Source organism: Methylobacterium sp. E-045, assembly GCF_022829685.1.
Lineage (GTDB): Bacteria > Pseudomonadota > Alphaproteobacteria > Rhizobiales > Beijerinckiaceae > Methylobacterium.
This window is the reverse complement of the sequence record NZ_JAKSYE010000089.1, coordinates 64,907-80,813: the sequence shown is the minus strand read 5'-3', so window position 1 is coordinate 80,813 and position 15,907 is coordinate 64,907. Positions and strand designations below refer to the sequence as shown.

Annotated in this window: 16 protein-coding genes and 3 pseudogenes; 3 read left to right on the top strand and 16 right to left on the bottom strand. The window is 63.9% G+C overall.

Features of this window, described 5'->3' with window-relative positions:
- Positions 1-11 precede the first annotated feature (11 nt).
- Both MKK51_RS17705 and MKK51_RS17700 read left to right on the top strand, forming a co-directional pair.
- Positions 12-911, top strand: coding sequence for an alpha/beta fold hydrolase (locus MKK51_RS17705; RefSeq protein WP_243979127.1), 900 nt, complete (start codon positions 12-14; stop codon positions 909-911).
- An 8-nt stretch (positions 912-919) separates the two neighbouring features.
- Complete coding sequence (locus MKK51_RS17700) at positions 920-1,825, top strand: LysR family transcriptional regulator (RefSeq protein WP_243979126.1); 906 nt, start codon at positions 920-922, stop codon at positions 1,823-1,825.
- Between the two features lie 16 nt (positions 1,826-1,841).
- Here MKK51_RS17700 and MKK51_RS17695 read toward each other — a convergent pair.
- Together MKK51_RS17695 and MKK51_RS17690 are read right to left on the bottom strand one after the other, a co-directional pair.
- Positions 1,842-2,044: pseudogene (locus tag MKK51_RS17695) on the bottom strand (IS5/IS1182 family transposase); the annotation flags it as partial.
- A gap of 352 nt (positions 2,045-2,396) precedes the next feature.
- On the bottom strand, positions 2,397-3,623 hold the full coding sequence (locus MKK51_RS17690; protein ID WP_243979125.1) for an MFS transporter: 1,227 nt from the start codon (positions 3,621-3,623) through the stop codon (positions 2,397-2,399).
- A 148-nt stretch (positions 3,624-3,771) separates the two neighbouring features.
- Here MKK51_RS17690 and MKK51_RS17685 point away from each other — a divergent pair, with 148 nt between their 5' ends.
- A complete protein-coding gene (locus tag MKK51_RS17685) occupies positions 3,772-4,725 on the top strand; it encodes a LysR family transcriptional regulator (protein WP_243979124.1) in 954 nt (317 codons plus the stop codon).
- A 117-nt stretch (positions 4,726-4,842) separates the two neighbouring features.
- Here the strand turns inward: MKK51_RS17685 and MKK51_RS27230 are convergent.
- From MKK51_RS27230 to MKK51_RS17615, 14 genes and pseudogenes are all read right to left on the bottom strand, one after another.
- A pseudogene (locus tag MKK51_RS27230) lies at positions 4,843-4,980 on the bottom strand (DUF3363 domain-containing protein); the annotation flags it as partial.
- 85 nt (positions 4,981-5,065) lie between these two features.
- Positions 5,066-5,417 (bottom strand): annotated as a pseudogene (locus MKK51_RS17675) (transposase); the annotation flags it as partial.
- A 102-nt stretch (positions 5,418-5,519) separates the two neighbouring features.
- A complete protein-coding gene (locus MKK51_RS17670; protein WP_243979123.1) occupies positions 5,520-5,756 on the bottom strand; it encodes a DUF2274 domain-containing protein in 237 nt (78 codons plus the stop codon).
- A gap of 2 nt (positions 5,757-5,758) precedes the next feature.
- The gene (locus tag MKK51_RS17665) at positions 5,759-6,976 is read right to left on the bottom strand and encodes a TrbI/VirB10 family protein (RefSeq protein WP_243979122.1); all 1,218 of its coding nucleotides are present in this window, start codon (positions 6,974-6,976) and stop codon (positions 5,759-5,761) included.
- Complete coding sequence (trbG, locus tag MKK51_RS17660) at positions 6,973-8,022, bottom strand: P-type conjugative transfer protein TrbG (RefSeq protein ID WP_409565710.1); 1,050 nt, start codon at positions 8,020-8,022, stop codon at positions 6,973-6,975. The genes MKK51_RS17665 and trbG overlap by 4 nt, the downstream gene beginning before the upstream one ends.
- On the bottom strand, positions 8,019-8,702 hold the full coding sequence (trbF, locus tag MKK51_RS17655) for a conjugal transfer protein TrbF (RefSeq protein ID WP_243979121.1): 684 nt from the start codon (positions 8,700-8,702) through the stop codon (positions 8,019-8,021). The genes trbG and trbF overlap by 4 nt, the downstream gene beginning before the upstream one ends.
- On the bottom strand, positions 8,702-10,066 hold the full coding sequence (trbL, locus tag MKK51_RS17650; protein WP_243979120.1) for a P-type conjugative transfer protein TrbL: 1,365 nt from the start codon (positions 10,064-10,066) through the stop codon (positions 8,702-8,704). Before trbL ends, trbF begins: the two co-directional genes overlap by 1 nt.
- 4 nt (positions 10,067-10,070) lie before the next feature.
- Entirely contained in the window at positions 10,071-10,460 is a 390-nt protein-coding gene (gene trbK-alt, locus MKK51_RS17645; protein WP_243979119.1) for a putative entry exclusion protein TrbK-alt, read from the bottom strand.
- 10 nt (positions 10,461-10,470) lie between these two features.
- Positions 10,471-11,241 carry a P-type conjugative transfer protein TrbJ gene (trbJ, locus tag MKK51_RS17640; protein ID WP_243979118.1) on the bottom strand — a complete coding sequence of 257 codons (771 nt, stop codon included), beginning with the start codon at positions 11,239-11,241 and terminating at the stop codon, positions 10,471-10,473.
- Complete coding sequence (trbE, locus tag MKK51_RS17635; RefSeq protein ID WP_243979117.1) at positions 11,238-13,694, bottom strand: conjugal transfer protein TrbE; 2,457 nt, start codon at positions 13,692-13,694, stop codon at positions 11,238-11,240. Before trbE ends, trbJ begins: the two co-directional genes overlap by 4 nt.
- Positions 13,695-13,706: 12 nt before the next feature.
- Positions 13,707-13,988, bottom strand: coding sequence for a VirB3 family type IV secretion system protein (locus MKK51_RS17630; protein ID WP_243979116.1), 282 nt, complete (start codon positions 13,986-13,988; stop codon positions 13,707-13,709).
- Positions 13,988-14,320 carry a TrbC/VirB2 family protein gene (locus tag MKK51_RS17625; RefSeq protein ID WP_243979115.1) on the bottom strand — a complete coding sequence of 111 codons (333 nt, stop codon included), beginning with the start codon at positions 14,318-14,320 and terminating at the stop codon, positions 13,988-13,990. Before MKK51_RS17625 ends, MKK51_RS17630 begins: the two co-directional genes overlap by 1 nt.
- A complete protein-coding gene (gene trbB / locus MKK51_RS17620) occupies positions 14,317-15,300 on the bottom strand; it encodes a P-type conjugative transfer ATPase TrbB (protein WP_243979114.1) in 984 nt (327 codons plus the stop codon). Before trbB ends, MKK51_RS17625 begins: the two co-directional genes overlap by 4 nt.
- A 169-nt stretch (positions 15,301-15,469) precedes the next feature.
- Complete coding sequence (locus MKK51_RS17615) at positions 15,470-15,901, bottom strand: hypothetical protein (protein ID WP_044418698.1); 432 nt, start codon at positions 15,899-15,901, stop codon at positions 15,470-15,472.
- Positions 15,902-15,907 lie beyond the last annotated feature (6 nt).

Here is a 15,907-nt window from a genome sequence, read left to right as displayed (position 1 = left end):
AGGATTTCCACTTGTTCCGATCTGATCAAGTAGCATCGGCCGGCGAAGCGACGTTCGATTGGCGGTCGGTTGTGACCGACGGGGACGTGCGGATACGCTACGGCGTCGTGGGGAGCGGTCCACGTACTATCCTGCTGATCCACGGTTACCCGGAAACGGCGATCGCGTGGCGGAAGGTCGTCGGACCGCTTGCAGCGGCTGGACTCCGTGTAATTGCTCCCGACATCAGGGGTGCTGGTGGATCTTCTCGTCCTCAACACGGATACGACAAGCGCACGCTCGCCGCCGACTGCGCGGCCGTGCTGAAAGATGTGGGAGTAGACAAACCTGTCATCGTGGTCGGCCATGACATCGGCCTGATGATCGCCTACGCCTTCGCGCGACGCTACCCGGACCGTACGGAACGACTCGTGGTCATGGAAGCGCCGTTGCCTGGCACAGCTGTCTTTGACCAACTCTGGCGCGACGGGCCGTTGTGGCACTTCCATTTTCATCAGGCGGCCGACGTGCCCGAGATGCTCACGGGTGGTCGCGAGCGCTATTACTTGGAGCGGTTCTGGCGCCACTTGGCCTACGATACGGGTGCGATCGATCTAGCAACGCGGGAAGCATATTTGGCCGACTATCGTGCTCCCGGAGGTATGCGTGCTGGTTTCGAATGGTATCGAGCCTTCCAGCAGGATGCAGCGGACAACCGCGAAGCGCTCCGGATGGATGGCAAGCTCAAGATGCCGGTGCTTGCCTTGGCCGGTGAGGCGAGTGCTGTCACGAAGCTGATGGAGCCAATGATACGAGAGGTGGCCGAGGATGTCGCGGTATCGATAGTACCTTTTGCTGGTCACTGGATTCCTGAAGAGAACCCGTCTGGCTTTTTGAAAGAACTACTAACGTTTGCTGGTTTGGAGGTCTGAGTGGCTGCATGCCTGAACTGACGCTAGACCTTCGGTACCTGAGATATGCATTCCAGGTTGCAGAAGCCGGGAGCTTCCGCCGCGCGGCGGATCTACTCTCTATTTCGCAGTCCACCGTCAGCCGCAGGGTTCAGATGCTTGAACGTCAACTGGGCGTGTCTCTTTTCGTACGTTCGCGGTCGGGAGCCAGTATGACGCTGGAGGGTGAACGCTTCCTCCAGCAGGCTTCGATCGGAGCGCGTTATCTTCGTGACGCCGCAACTGAGATCCGATCCATCAAGCGGTCCACGACCGGGATCGTCAGGCTAGGGATGCTTGAGGCTTTTCCAGCGTGCCCGATCATGGGTCTCGTTGGCACCTTCCGAAGCCGCAATCCCACGATCGAAGTCAAACTTGAGGAAAACACCTCGGAAGAAAACGCATATGGTGTTAAGCGTGGGTCGCTGGACGTGGCGATCAGCTTGAGCGAAAGCGTCGATCCTGATCTTCGAGTCCGATGGCTTTGCAAGCCAGATCTATTCGTAGCACTATCGCCACTCCATAGCTTGGCGGCACGATCTCATCTAGCTTGGGGCGACATCTGTAATGAGGTATTCCTTGTGCGCTCGGATGGCGCAGGCCGTGAGCTTACTGTTTTGCTTCGCCAGATGTTTGGCGAATTCGAAGGATCAATTCAACTCTCAGTCCATCAAGTTAGCCGAGACACCCTATTGACGATGGTTGAACAAGGATTCGGCATCACTGTTACAAGCGCGATCTCGCGGCCGAACATCGCGTTGGCCCCGATTGCGAAAGTGCGACCTCCCACCGCCGCGATGATATCGTCCAGCTACAACGAGAATCCCGCTCTGCGACTGCTTCTGAAGTGTTTTGATACACTTTCCGGCGTTCGACTGTGCAACTGCGCGATCTAGAGTCCGACTGAAAACTCTACGAGGGAAAGCAATACATTGCGATGCGTTGGGTGAACGGGCGACCGTTGGCGACGAGGATCCAGGCCTCGGCACTGGCGATGGTTTACTCGAAGTCCTTGGCCAGCCTGCGGCAGCGGCCGGGCCAAGCGAAGGTCCGCTCCACCACCATTGGCGCGGCGGGATCTCTAAGCCCTTGGTGCGATCGGAGCGCTTGATGACGCAGTTGCGCAAAATCGGTCAGTGGTCGATCCAAACAACGACGCATTCGAATCAAGTATCTTTCGCCACGCTTGGCCCATTACTGGCCGCCATTCCTGCGTCGGGATAAGAAGGTATCAGCAATGGCACTGCCTGCTTCGGCCGTCCGTCTGGTTTTCACTCGGCCAGACTTTTGGCGCGATGTGACAAGATGGCTATGAAGAACGTGAAGTATGCCAGCGGTCAATCCGAAGCCGGTTTTGCAGCCTCAGGTCGGGACGGGCCGGACCGCACTTCTCTCCCGATTGACGGGCCAAGGTTGATGTGACCTAAGCCGTCAAGCGGTATGCCTGCTTCCAGCGAAATTGCCCCTTCATCTTGCTTGACCAAGTCTTCCATAAAAATGAATGGCTAGGCCGAGGAGGGCAAACATACCTCCCAGCGTGCAAACAGCCGGCCATCCACCGATTTGCCATGCGAAGCTGGCCGTCCAGGATCCTGCAGCACCTCCAACGAACATGCCGCTCATGAAGAGTGTATTGAGCCGACTCCTTGCCTCTTGCCGCAGGGCATAGACCACGTGCTGGTTGGAGATCAGCGCGGCTTGTTCGCCGAGGTCGAGCAGCACGATACCGACGACGAGGCCGATCAGGCCACCCCAAACGCCCATGATGACATAGGATAGAGCCATGATCAGGCAACCAAGACCGATAACCACATAGGGACCGTGACGATCGGCTATGCGCCCGGCCAGGGGGGCCATTAGGATACCAACCGCACCCACTACCCCCATGAGGCCTGCGGCCTCTGCTCCCAGTCCGAATGCCTCATGCATATGCAGCGACAGAACAGTCCACAGCCCGATGAAAGAGGCGAAAAGCGCAGCCTGGATATAGGTCGCGTGGCGAAGTAGCGGCTCATCCCGCCACAGCACAGCCAAGGACTTCATGAGGGCAGCATAGCTATGACGGGTCTCAGGGCGACTTGAAGGAAGCCAGACCCACAAAGGAACCCACACAAGAGCACTGAGCGCGGCACCGAGGCCAAAGGTGGCGCGCCAGCCCCAATGATCGCCAACAAATCCGCCAACCGCACGGCCCAGCAGGATTCCGCATAGCACGCCGCTCATGACTGTGCCCACCACCTGCCCCCGGCGATTGGGCGCGGCCAGTCCAGCCGCAAACGGCACGATCTGTTGGGCAACTGAACCCGTGATGCCGACCGCCGCCGACGCTATAACAGCAACCCTAGCGTTCGGAGCAACGGCAAGGAGGATGAGAGCCAAGCAAAGCGCCGCCGCTTGCCAAAGGATCAACCTTCTGCGGTCCATCCTGTCTCCAAGTGGGATCAGCAGAAAAAGACCACAGGCGAAGCCCAATTGTGTAGCCGTCGGGATCAGGCCAACAGTGCCCGGCGCACCAGGGTATGCGCGCAACAAAAGTCCGAGAATTGGCTGATTGTAATAAACATTGGCCACGAAGATTCCGCAGGCTAGGGCCATCACCGTCAGCAGCCAGAGATGAAGCTCGTTCGTGGGATTGGCCTCTTCTGATCCAGGGGATCGATCGGCAGGGTCATGGTCGTTTGGTTGGTATTGCATATCGAGACCAGTTGAGTGCTGAGGTCAATTTGTAGCCTTGCACTTCGATCGGCTGATTTCTCCACCATCTGGGTGCCGTTTGACCTGTCATTGCTTCCAATATGCTCGGACTCATACGGCGTCACGGCTATTTCAGGAATTGACAAAATTGAAAGAAACCCTTTCATATATGAAAGGGTCTCGAGTTGATGGCGGAGCAATGGTCGACCGTAAAGACGAGATGGCCCTTTTCGTCGCCGCCGTGGATCAAGGAAGCCTTTCCGGCGCCGCGCGGCTCACGAGTATGTCGCTTCCCTCTGTGAGCAGGCATCTCAGTACGCTCGAAGAGCGCCTCGGAGTCCGTTTGCTGGTTCGCTCGACCCGCGCCTTAATGCTGACCGACGCGGGGCAGAGTTATTACGCCGCTGCAAAAAGGCTGCTCTCCGAAATCAATGACATGGAGGCAGAACTGACTGCCGGGGACACAGCACCTGTCGGCCGGTTGCAGATTACCGGGCCAACGCTGTTCGGTCGCGTTCATATGCTTCCGGTCCTTGCGAACTTTCTAGTACAGTATCCCAAGTTGATATTGGATGTCTCGCTGATCGACCGGCCTGTGAATTTGATGGAAGAAGGTATCGACATTGCTGTTGTAGTAGGAGAACAACCTGACTCGAATACCATTGCCCGCCAGCTCGGCGCAATTCGCTGGGTATTGGCCGCTTCGCCGGAATATCTTTCGGAACGAGGCCGGCCATCCTGTGTGGATGAACTGTCTCAGCATGATGGGCTAATTATTAGTCATTACACCAACGCCGCGAGTTGGACGCTTAACAGCGCGGGGCGCTCCGTCACGGTGCGGCCCAAGGTCCGCATGCGGACTAATACGTTGGATGGTATTGTGGCATCCGCCGTCGCAGGCGCCGGGATTGCACTGGCACCAGCATGGGCCGTGAATGATTACGTCGAATCCGGACATCTGCAGATTTTGCTTCCCGAGTGCGAAATGCCGCCCAGACCAATTTACGCGCTGATGACACATCAGCGCCTGATGGCCAGTAAGATCAGGGTGCTGCTGGACTATTTGGTGGCGCAACTCGCACCTAAGAACCTGCATTTATAGCATTCGGCCCCACGTGGCCGAGTAAGTGGTGGTTGACTTCGAAAACGGTCGAGATCCAAGGGCTTGGCGAGAAATTTGCATCCGCCGACCAAAGCGGCATGCCTATACGGTAAAGCCGGGGATATACCACTGGCCGGCGTCGATCCGCTCGACCATCCCGGCACGACGCAGCGCCTCCAGCCGGCGGACATGAGCACCGACAAAGTCCGCATGTCGCTCGAGCGCGCGACGAACAGCGGAGCCGCGCGCAGTGGGCGGCGGTGGCGGTGCTCGCGGGTGTTTGAGGCCGGGCCGAGCCGATGAGAACCGGCGCGAGCTCGGCGACATAGGCGCGGGTTCAGCCGCTTTCGGCGGTCTTGACGCTCTGGCTGTCGATGACGCCGGCGGTCGGGCTCGGCTCCAACTTGCGCGCAGCCATGGTGAGATGGCTGCTGATCCTGCGCAGCAAGCCACGGGCCGCCAGTCATAGAAGTAGCGTTGGAGCGTCGTAAAAGGTGGAAACTCTCGAGGCATTAGCGACCAAGCACACCGCTCGACGCGAGCTATAGGATGTCATTGACGACCTCGCGAAGATCCGTTGTCCGGGGACGTCCAATCGGCCGTGGCTCGGGCAGGAACGACGAGACCAGCGCCCATTCCCGATCGCTGAGGTCACTTGAATAACGCTTCGCTCGGCGCGCATGATCGCGCCGACCGGTTTTGGTTCAGGGGAGCACGTCATCGGCTCCATCCTGTCTCGTAACCTGATGGAATCACAACCTACTCAAAGCGCTCAACTATATTCAGGTTGGGCTCTAAATATTGGGCCTTCGTGTTCTTGCTCGTCTAGCTTTTGAGAAACCGCGATCGGTCGCAATAAACCGCTGCAGCATTGGTACAATCAACTTGGCCGCCTCGACAGCAGGCTGACCTTGTTCGCGGCCCAACAGATCTGCGTAGTCGGAAAGGTCTCGGTGGAGAGCCGCAGGAAGCTCAATCTGAACCTTGATCGGTTTCTCGTCGGTGATGGGCCCTAATTTAAGCATCGACATCCTCATCCTCCATAGGGTTCGAGCACGAGATCGCGGGTTACGATGACACGGACAGGAAAGCCGGGTCGAATCGTGAGCGTCGGAGCGACATTGAGCTGGCGGCGAACGATCTGTTGACCGGCGTCATTGATCGTGTCCTGGCCGCCGTTGCGGATGGCTCGAAGAAGCCGGTCTTGGTCATCGACCGCAAGTTCAGCGCCGACGCTGAGCAGCGTCGATAGCCCGGCTGCCTTGGCGAGGTCCCACCAGTGATAATCGACGCCGTCCTGCAGACCGGCGAACCCTTCGACATCGGCCCCAGGCTGCCGCTCAAGGATGATCGAGCGGCCGTTCGGGAAAATGAGCCGAGTCCAGACGAGGAGCACCCGGCTTTGCCCGAACTGGACGTTGTTGTCGTACTGGCCGATCACCCGCGTACCTTGCGGCACGAGAAGGATGCGACCCGTCGGGCTGTCGTAGACATTCTCGGTGACCTGCGCCGTGATTTGGCCCGGAAGATCGGATCGGATGCCGGTTATCAGCGCCGCCGAGATGACTGCGCCCGCCTGAAGGATGTTCGGCGACGCCGGCGCAGCGACGCGATCGGGCGACACGGTCCGTCGGTCGACCGCCGCGTTCAAAAACGCATTCTGCCGATCCTGCGCCGAGGGTGTGGCAGGCGGTGGCGCGAGGCCAAGGCTCGCCAAGTCCGGCGCTGGCGGGAGTGCTGGGGCGGCGGCTGCCGCAGTGGGCGCGCCCCGGCTTTCCGATCCGGAGAACAAACGGCTGGTCCGCGCGGTCTCGATCTCTTGCAAACGGCGCTGCTCTTCCTGGCTAATGCCGGGGTTGGGCGTGGCGATGCCCGGAGTAGGTACGGGCTGGCCGCGATCCTGGGTGCTGAGGATCGGTCGGCCGAGATCGCCTGGAAGCGGCGGACCGAGTCGAGGGACGCCGCTGTAGTCCCGCGGCAAGCCGGCGAGCCCGTCGGCGGTCGAGCGGTTCTCCGTCGAATAGAGTTCCTCGTTCGGCCTACCTGCATCGCGGGTCTGAAGGGCATAGATCAGTGCGCCGCCGAGCCCGACGCTCGCGAACAGGCCGAGGCCGGCGAGAACCTTGCGCGACAGCCGCGTCACGCGCGGGGGCTCCGCGCGCAGGCTCATCGGTCCGGGCCCGACCGGCTCGCCGGTCAGCGGCTGCGTGTCGTCCGCGACTTCCTCATTCCGGGAATCACGCTCGCTCACGATGCGGGCCTCCCGTCAGTGCGCGTGATGCGCACGCGCCGTTGGCGGTCGCCGGAACCGAAGCGAAGTTCGGCGGCCGCGAACAGCCGGTCGGCGATCATGTGGTGGCCGCGAACCCGGTAGTTCACCAGCTCGGAGGTGTTGCCCTCGGGTCCGACGACAAACAGCGGCGGCATTTCGCCCTGGCCGATGCCGCGCGGGAATTCGATGAAGACCTGCCGGCCATCATCGAAGGCGCGCAGTGGCCGCCAAGGCGCTCGATCGCCCTCGATCGCATAACGGAAGTTGACGTTGGCGAGATCGACACCGCTCGCAACCGGCTGGGCGGCCTGCACTTCGGCGTTCTGACGGCGCAGCGCGATGAGCTGGTCCTGTGGATACTGCCATGAGACGGACGCCATATAGGTCCGCTCGGTCGAGCGAAGCTCCATGTGATAGGTGCGCACGTTGGTGTTGATGACGAGGTTCGTCATCAGATCAGCGCGCGTAGGCTTCGCGAGGATGTGGATTTGGCGGGTCGCGCCTGAACCACTCTCGGTATCGCCGATGATCCAGCGCACGGTGTCGCCGGCTGCGACAGGCCCTGAGCCGACGAGCTGCTCACCGGGCTGCAACGCGATGTCGGTGATCTGCCCTACGGCGGTGTAGACCTGATAGAGCGCGCCCTGCGTGAAGGGATAGACTTGCATCGAGTTGATGAAGCCATCCCGCACCGGCTGGATACGCGCAGCGGCATTGGCCTGGTTGACTCGGGCGGTGGGATCGGTGGGCTCTGGCGCGCGGCGCGTCTCCGGCACGCGCTGCAACTGGCCAGGCAGCGGTAGCGGCCGGGGCAGTTCGACCACGGTCACCGGCGCTGGCGGGTCGACCGTCTGCACCGCCGGAGCCGCGTTGTCGTAGGAGATCTCCGGGGGTGGAGTGGTGGTGGCGCAGCCGGCGAGCGCGGTTGTCGCCAGCAGGACCATGGGGAAAGCGGATCTACGGAGAGCCGGAAATACGAGTGTGTGCGAAGCCGGGTTTCCGGCATTACGGAAATACGGCTTCATTGCCCAAGCTCCCGTGACCAGTTGATGGCGTTGACGTAGATGCCGAGCGGGTTCGCCCTGAGCCGGTCGGCGTTGCGCGGGGTCTGCAGCACGATCGTCAGGATCGCGGTCCAGCGGGTGGTCTCGGCGAGCTGGCCGTTCTCGTAGCGGCGCTCGACCCAGGCGACGCGGAAGCTGTCGGGCGAGGCACGGATGACGCTGGAGACATCAATGGCGATCTGCTGGCGACCGACCTTCGCAAAAGGATCATTCGCTCGGGCGTAGTCATTCAGCGCCATGGCCCCCCGATCGGTCGTGAAGTCGTAAGCCCGCAGCCAGTTCTGGCGCACGATGATCGCGTCGGCCGGAATCGAGCGGACCTGCTCGATGAACCGCGCGAGGTGGAAGGCGATCTGCGGATCGGTTGGCCGATAGTCGGCGACGGCAGGCGCGACGGCCTGCGCCTGGCCGAGCCGATCGACCTGCACCACCCAGGGCACGATCGTTCCCCGCGCCGACTGCATAACGAGCGCGGTGGCAAAGCCGGCCGACAGGATCAGCGAACCGAAGGCCATCAGCCGCCAGTTCTTCGCCTGAACACGCGAGGCGCCGATACGCTCATCCCAGACCTGGGCGGCGCGTTGATAGGGTGTCCCCGGCTCGGAAACTTTGCCGTAATGGGTGGTTGGTCGTTTGAACATCAGCGATCGCCTTCGGAAAGATTGACGGAAGAGCCGCCGCCATGGGCGTCGCCTGAGCGGACGGCATGGGCCGTGGCCTGGACGGCATGGGTCATGTGCTGCGAGCGCCGCATCCGCTGCGCCCAGGCCGGCGGACCGCCAGCGATTGCGAAACCGGCGGCAGTGGCGCCGTCACCGGCAGCGTCACCGCCGATCGAGCCCCCGGTGGACGTGCCGCCCGTCGCCTCGAAGGCGGCCTTGCGGCCAGCGTTAAAGCTGGAGCGCATGCTTTCGGCGGCACGCGAAGCGGCGCGGCGCAGTGGTGAAACGGCGGCGCTACCGCCGGCACGGGCAACGCCCCCGAGCCCGGAAGCGACTCCGGCCGCGCCGGATTGACCGGCTGCGCCAAGGCTGTAGGCGGTGGATGCACCGCCAGCTATTGCCGCGCCACCACGGGCGGCGGCGGCAGCGCCACCGGCCAGCGCGGCGCCACCCGACGCTGCGGCGCCAACGGCGCCAGCGCCGAGCGCGACCATGCCGCCTGCGGCCAGGCCCGTGCCGACCGCTGCGCCCGCGCTGAGTTGCGGGCCGCCGGAGACGAGGCCGCTCGCGATGCCCGGACCGAAGATGCCGAGGCCGAGCAGCGACAGCGCGGCGAGCACGATCGCCATCGCTTCGTCGATGGTGGGGGTTGCGCCGCCGAAGCCCGACGTGAACTCGGAGAAGAGGGTCGAGCCGATGCCGATGATGACGGCCAGCACCAGGACCTTGATGCCGGAGGAGATGACGTTGCCGAGCACGCGCTCGGCCATGAAGGCCGACTTGCCGAACAGGCCGAACGGGATAAGCACGAAGCCAGCCAGCGTCGTCAGCTTGAACTCGATAAGCGTGACGAAGAGCTGGATGGCGAGGATGAAGAAGGCCAGCAGCACCAGCGCCCAGGCGAGGAACATGCAGGCGATTTGGATGAAATTCTCGAAGAACGACCAATAGCCCATCAGGCTGGAAATCGAGTCGAGCAGCGGCCGCCCGGCGTCCAGACCGGTCTGCGCGACCTTGCCGGGGCGCATCAGGTCAGCCGTGGTGAAGCTCGTCCCGCTGGCTTTCAGGCCGAGGCCGGCGAGGCTTTCGAAGATGATGCGGGCGAGGTTGTTCCAGTTGCCGATGATGTAGGCGAAGACGCCGACGAACAACGTCTTCTTCACCAGGCGGGCCATGATGTCGTCGGCGGCGCCCCAACTCCAGAAGAGTGCGGCCAGCGTCACGTCGATGACGATCAAAGTGGTGGCGATGAAGGCGACTTCGCCGCTGAGCAACCCAAAGCCACTGTCGATGTAGCGGGTGAAGACCTCGAGGAAATGGTCGATGACGCCGGTGCCGCCCATGATGTTATCTCGCCTCGTCGAGCTGCGGCGGCGCGATCGGTGCGGCGGGCTCCAAGGCCGGCTGATCGATGCGGCCCGGTTGAGGAGTGACGTCGTTTCGCGGCGCTGGCGGCATGTCCGGCAGTCGCTCGGCAGGTCGCGCGCCGGGCGCGAGGAAGCGGTTGCGGTTTTCGGCCCAAGCCCGCAGGCAGGCCGGATCGCGAGGCCCCGCTTCGCCGAGCGCTTGGCAACGGATCAGCTCGTCCCGCAACGGGTCGGCCGCGGTCACGGCAGCGCGGCCGGACGGCCACGGTTCGGGCGCTTCCTCTTTTCGGCTCATCTCGATCGCGGTCGCAGTGATCGCGACCGCAACGAACACGACGGCGCCTAGCCGGGCGAGCATCTTGCCGTCCATGGCCGCGCCCTCAGTTGCCGTTCGGGAACATGCGGGCGTTGCCCGGCTGGTAGCCGCTGCCCGGCGTCAGGAAGCGACGGCGCTGCTCCCGACCTTGCTCGGCCGCGGCCGCTCGCTCGGCTTCGGTGAGGCTCTGCGCGCGACCGTTTGCGGCGACGACGGCCGTGAGATCGGCGAGCTGCTGCGCTTGCAGGGCGAGAAGCTGATTTCCCGCCTGTGTCGCCTGCAGCGCGCCGGTGGCGCCCTGGCTCTGGCCGACCAGCGCCGACATCTGGGTCCGGTTCGTGTCGATGTTGCCGACGACGCCGGCCTGGACGCGCATCGCGTCCTGCAGGCCGCCAACGGTATTCTGCCAACGCTCGCGCGCGCCGGCGACGAGCTGCTGGTCCGAGGCGGACATCGAGGCGTTGCCGTAGGTCGTCCGGAACGTTTGGTCGATGTTCTGCACATTGTAGGCGATGCGCTGTGCTTCGCCCAAAAGCTGTTGCGTCCGCTGGACGGACTGCTGGAGCTGCTGGAGAGACGAAAACGGAAGGCTTGCGAGATTGCGAGCCTGATTGATCAGCATGGTCGCTTCGTTCTGAAGCTGGGTGATCTGTTGATTGACCTGCTGGAGCGAGCGCGTGGCGGTCAGGAGATTCTGCGCGTAGTTGGTTGGATCGTAGACGATCCACTGCGCGACGGCCGGCGGCGTGATGATCGGCGACAACGCGACCGGCGCGGCAAGTATCGCGGCGGTCATGCGCAAGACGCGCGAGCGGGAACGAACGGAACGGGTCATGAGCATGCCTCCGGATCGATTTGGGGGGTGACATTGGTGAGGTCGGCTATGAGGTCGGCGGCCCAGGCGAGCCGGTTCTCGGCAAGCCACTCGGCGAGGAAGCCATCGGTGCCGCTGCGGGCATGGACGGTCGCGATGAGCGCCTGGTGCTGCTTTGAGGACACGGCGCAGAGCGCCAGCGCCACGTCCGACAGGCCCAGCTCGAACAGCCGATTTCCGCGCCGGGACTGGCAGTAATAGTCGCGCTTGGGCATCGCCCGGGCGAGGATCTCGATTTGCCGGTCGTTCAAGCCGAAGCGGCGATAGATGGCCGTGATCTGCGGTTCGATCGCGCGTTCGTTCGGCAGCAGGATGCGGGTCTGGCAGCTCTCGATGATGGCCGGCGCGATCGCCGAGCCGTCGATGTCCGAGAGCGACTGCGTCGCGAAAATCACGCTGGCGTTCTTCTTGCGAAGCGTCTTCAGCCATTCGCGGAGCTGGCCAGCGAAGCCCTCGTCGTCCAGCGCCAGCCAGCCTTCATCGACGATCAGCAGCGTCGGGCGACCGTCGAGGCGGTCCTCGATGCGGTGGAAGAGATAGGCGAGCACGGCGGCGGCGGCGCCCGTGCCGATGAGCCCCTCGGTCTCGAAGACCAAGACATTGGCTTCGCCGAGATGTTCGGCCTCGGCGTCCAGAAGGCGTCCATAGGGGCCGCCAACGCAATAGGGACGCAGCGCCTGCTTCAGGTCGTTGGATTGAAGGAGGACCGACAGACCGGTCAGCGTGCGCTCAGTGACCGGCGCCGAGGCAAGCGATGTCAGCGACGACCAGAGATGCTCCTTCACCTCGGGCGTGACCGGCACGCTCTCGCGCCCAAGGATCGCGATCAGCCAATCGGAGGCCCAGGCGCGCTCGGCGACATCGTCGATGCTCGCAAGAGGCTGGAGCGACACACTGTTGTCTGAGCCTTCGGTGAGGCCGCCGCCGAGATCATGCCAGTCGCCGCGCATGGCGAGCGCGGCGGCGCGGATGGAACCGCCGAAGTCGAAGGCGAAGACTTGGCTTTGCAGATAGCGCCGGAACTGCAGCGCCATCAGCGCCAGCAGCACCGACTTGCCGGCGCCGGTCGGCCCGACGATCAGCGTGTGGCCGACATCGCCGACATGGATGGAAAGCCGGAACGGAGTCGAGCCTTCGGTCTTGCCGAAGAGCAGTGGGGGTGCTGCAAAATGCTCATCCCGTTCCGGTCCCGCCCACACCGCCGACAGCGGGATCATATGGGCGAGATTCAATGTGCTGATAGGAGGCTGGCGGACGTTGGCGTAGACATGGCCGGGCAGCGAGCCGAGCCAGGCGTCGACGGCGTTGATCGTCTCGGGCATCGCGGTGAAGTCGCGGCCCTGAATCACCTTCTCGACCAGCCGCAGCTTCTCCGCGGCGATGCGCGGATCGTCGTCCCAGACGGTGATAGTCGCCGTCACGTAGGCCTGACCGGCATAGTCGGCGCCAAGCTCCTGCAGCGCCATGTCGGCGTCGGCCGCCTTGTTCGCCGCATCGGTGTCGACCAGGGCCGAGGCCTCGTTGGTCATCACCTCCTTGAGGATGGCCGCGATCGACTTTCGCTTGGCGAACCATTGACGCCTGATCTTCGTCAGCAGCTTCGTCGCATCGGTCTTGTCGAGCAGGACTGCGCGGGTCGACCAGCGATAGGGAAAGGCCAGCCGGTTCAGCTCGTCGAGGATGCCCGGTGTCGTCGCCGTCGGGAAGCCAACGATGGTGAGGATGCGGAAATGGGAGTCGCCGAGCCGGGGTTCTAGCCCGCCGGTAAGCGGCTGATCGGCCAGCAACGCGTCGAGATACATCGGCGTCTCGGGCACGCGGACACGGTGGCGTTTGGTCGAGACGGTCGAGTGCAGATAGGTCAGCGTCTCGCCATCATCGAGCCAGGCGCATTCCGGCATGAAGGCGTCGATGAGCTGGAGAATGCGATCGGTGCGGTCGGCGAAGCCGCGCAGGATCTCGTGGGCATCGACACCGACGTGATCGCGGCCCTCGTAAAGCCAGGTCTCGGCTCGTGCGGCGTCCTCGGCGGGCGGTAGATAGAGGAAGGTCAGGAAGTAGCTGGACTCGAAATGCGCGCCGGCTTCTTCGAAGTCGGCCTTGCGTTCGGCGTCGACAAGGGCGGATGCACTGTCGGCGAACATGCTGGCCGGATAGGTGGCGGCGCCATGGCGCTGCGCCTCGACGAAGATCGCCCAGCCGGAGCCGAGGCGACGGAAGGCGTTGTTGAGACGGCCTGCGACGGCGACCAGCTCGGCGGGCACCGCGCTGTCGAGGTCGGGGCCGCGGAAGCGTGCGGTGCGCTGCAGGCTGCCGTCCTTGTTCAGCACGATCCCTTCGCCGACGAGCGCGACCCAGGGCAGGAAGTCAGCGAGCCGGGTATTGCGGTTGCGATATTCGGCCAGGTTCATCATCGGCGTCGCTCCTCAGACGGACAGGTGGCCAGGGATGCGCAGATGCTTGCGCACGACGTCGACGAACTGGGGATCGCGCTTGGCGGCCCAGACGGCGGCGAAGTGGCCCACGGCCCACAGCCCCAGGCCGACCAGCCAGAGGCGCAGGCCGAGGCCGAGGGCTGCCGCCAGCGTGCCGTTGAGGATGGCGAGCGAACGCGGGGCGCCGCCGAGCAGGATGTGCTCGGTCAGCGCCCGATGAACCGGGACCGAAAAGCCCGGCACTTCGCCGCGATGGTCCGCGCCGTCCGCCATCAGACAAGCGCTCCGCCGCCGAACGAGAAGAACGACAGGAAGAAGCTTGACGCGGCGAAGGCGATCGACAGGCCGAAGACGATCTGGATGAGCTTGCGCGCCCCGCCCGACGTGTCGCCGAAGGCGAGCGTCAGGCCGGTGATGATGATGATCATCACGGCGATGATCTTGGCGACCGGCCCCTCGATCGATTCGAGGATCGACTGGAGCGGGGCTTCCCACGGCATCGACGAACCCGATGCGTGGGCGGCCGGCGCCATAGCCAACGAGACGAATGTGACGGATACCGCTGTGGCGATATGGCGGCGGATGCGCAGGGCGTGCTGGATCATGACGGGTCTCCTGTGGGGGGCTGGGTTGCGGGGGTGACGCGGTAGTCGCCGTCGGGGCCGAGGCCCTCGATACGGGCGAGTTCGGCGAGGCGGCGCGATGCGCCACGGCCGGAGAGCACGGCGACCAGATCGATCGTTTCGGCGATCAGAGCACGCGGGACGGTGACGACGGCTTCCTGGATGAGCTGCTCCATCCGGCGCAGCGCGCCGATGGCGGTGCCGGCGTGGATCGTGCCGACGCCGCCGGGATGGCCGGTGCCCCAGGCCTTCAGGAGGTCGAGCGCCTCAGCCCCGCGCACCTCGCCGATCGGGATGCGATCGGGACGAAGGCGCAGCGAGGAGCGGACAAGGTCGGAGAGCGAAGCGACGCCGTCCTTCGTGCGCATGGCGACGAGGTTCGGCGCGGCGCATTGCAGCTCGCGCGTGTCTTCGATCAGGACGACGCGGTCCGAGGTCTTCGACACCTCGGCGAGAAGCGCGTTGGTGAGCGTGGTCTTGCCGGTCGAGGTGCCACCGGCAACGAGGATGTTGCGACGTTCGCCGACCGCGACACGCAACGCCTCGGCCTGGACCGCCTGCATGATGCCGGCGGCGACGTAGTCGTCGAGCGTGAACACCGCGACCGCGGGCTTGCGGATCGCGAAGGCCGGCGCGGACACGACGGGCGGCAACAGCCCCTCGAACCGCTCCCCCGTTTCGGGCAGCTCGGCCGAGACGCGCGGCGCACCGGGATGAACCTCGGCGCCGACATGATGCGCGACCAGGCGAATGATGCGCTCGCCATCGGCCAGCGAGAGGCGTTCACCGGTGTCGGAGAGGCCCTCCGAGAGCCGGTCGACCCAGAGCCGCCCATCGGGGTTGAGCATCACCTCGACGATCGCGGGATCTTCCAGAAAGGTGGCGATCGCCGGCCCCAGGGCCGTGCGCAGCATCCGCACACCGCGAAGGATCGCCTCCGATTTCTGGTGAGTGGCCGCCACGTCGTCCCCGTTCTCTTGCGGGACCGCGACAGGCGGCCCTGGATCGGGGATGAGTAGAAGAGGCAGAAATCATGGCCTGACAACAACCATCATGTGGCCGTCGTACTGTGGAGTACAAAGACAGGGAAACGGCGGAATGCCCGAATACTTGTGATGCGGAGATCAGTGATTATTCCGCGTCGCGCGCGGGGATGTCTTCCGCAATTTCCTGCCTGAGCTTCGGTCCCTGCGCGAGTCGTCGGCCAAGGGCCGTGACGAAAGCTTCGTAGCGCTCGGCGGCCTTCGCACGCGCCGCGATCTGCGCCGGCTCTGGCAGTGGCGGGTTGGACGTCAGCCAGAAGCGGATAAACACGGCGAGCGTCTCGACCGATATGCCAAGATCGCGCTCCATCCGCGCCATGCGACGATCGAGCTGGTCGAGCCGCTTGGCGGTGGCCGCCTCTTGCCGTTCCGCGGCATCAGGCGACAGGAAGGAGGCGATGCCGGCTTCCGCGACCAGCGACAGGGACAGGTCTCGCCGCGCGGCGTGAGCGGCGAGCGCCTTCATCACATCGGGATCGAGATAGACCGACAGCCGCTGCTTCTTGGGAGGTTTCGTCACGGCCGC